This window comes from Methylosinus sp. Ce-a6, from assembly GCF_009811655.1.
Classification (GTDB): domain Bacteria; phylum Pseudomonadota; class Alphaproteobacteria; order Rhizobiales; family Beijerinckiaceae; genus Methylosinus.
Genome location: NZ_BGJX01000082.1, coordinates 1 through 1,275 on the forward strand (window position 1 = coordinate 1; position 1,275 = coordinate 1,275).

The window sequence follows — 1,275 nt, forward strand, 5'->3', positions numbered from 1 at the left end:
CGCACGGCTGTCCGGCACAAAAATTGGTTGTACAAGCGCATGACATTGATTCTAATCCAGTCCTGAGTTTGGCGACTCGTCGGGACACGGATTGGAGATCAACGTCATGCGCCACAAAAATACAGTCTTCCACGATCTGCTCAAACTGCTTCCGTGGAAAACCTTCGACGCGCTCGTCGCCCGGCATCGCGCCGACGACCTCGTCCGCAGCTTCACGACGCGCCATCAGCTCATCGCGCTGCTCTATGCGCAATTTTCCGGCGCCGAGTCGCTGCGCGCCGTCGAGACGGCGATGGAGAGCCATCAGGCGCGGCTCTACCATCTCGGCGGCAGGGCTCCCGCCCGCTCGACCTTCGCCGACGCCAACCGCAGCCGCAGTCCGCTGGTCTTCACCGGTCTGCTCGAGCAGATGCTGGCGCAGACCGATCGCAAGACGCGGCGCGAGATGAAGGACGTCGTGCGCCTCATCGATTCGACCGGCCTGCATCTTTCCGGCGTCGGCTGCGAATGGGCGCGGTTCTCCGCCGCCGTCTGCGGCGCCAAGGCGCATGTGATCTTCGATCCCGATCTCGGGCGTCCGGTCTATCATTCGCTCACCGCCGCCAAGGTCAACGACATTACGGCGGCGAAGGAAATGCCGATCGAGGCCGGCGCGACCTATGTGTTCGATCTCGGCTATTACGACTATGAATGGTGGGCGCGGCTCGACGCGGCCGGCTGCCGCATCGTCACGCGCTTCAAGGCCAACACGCCGCTTTGCGAGGCGAAGAATTTGCCGCTGGCGCCGGGAACGCGTGCGTCGAGCGACCGGATCGGCTTTCTGCCCGCTCGCCAGGCGAAGGCGCGCAAGAATCCGATGGCCGACGCCGTGCGCGAGATCGTCGTCGTGACGGACAGCGGCAAGACGCTGCGGCTGCTCAGCAATGATCTCGACGCGCCGGCGGACGAGATCGCCGATCTCTACAAGCGCCGATGGCTCATCGAGCTGTTTTTTCGCTTGATGAAACAGACGCTTCGCATCAAGCGGCTGATGGGCCGCTCGCAAAACGCGGTGCGCATCCAGCTTGCGGCCGCGCTCATCGCGCATTTGCTGCTGCGCCTCGCACAAAGCATCGAAAAGAACAACCGCGGCTTTCTCGACCTCGAAAGACTTGTCAAAGCCAATCTCATGCATCGCAAGAGCATCGTCGACATGCGCGCGCCGCAGCCGAAAAACGACATAGATCCACGCCAATACGAGCTGATACTATGCTAAGCTTGAACCGGACAGCCGTG

General features: G+C 62.3%; 1 protein-coding gene. It reads left to right on the forward strand.

What is annotated here, in order from left to right; translation table 11 throughout:
• Window positions 1–106 precede the first annotated feature (106 nt).
• On the forward strand, window positions 107–1,255 hold the full coding sequence (locus Mspo_RS19395) for an IS4 family transposase (RefSeq protein ID WP_159732929.1): 1,149 nt from the start codon (window positions 107–109) through the stop codon (window positions 1,253–1,255).
• Window positions 1,256–1,275: the final 20 nt, after the last annotated feature.

What these genes read in the sequence shown, in the direction of transcription:
- Mspo_RS19395 (WP_159732929.1), top strand. Translation starts at nt 107, where the DNA reads ATGCGCCACAAAAATACAGTCTTCCACGATCTGCTCAAACTGCTTCCG.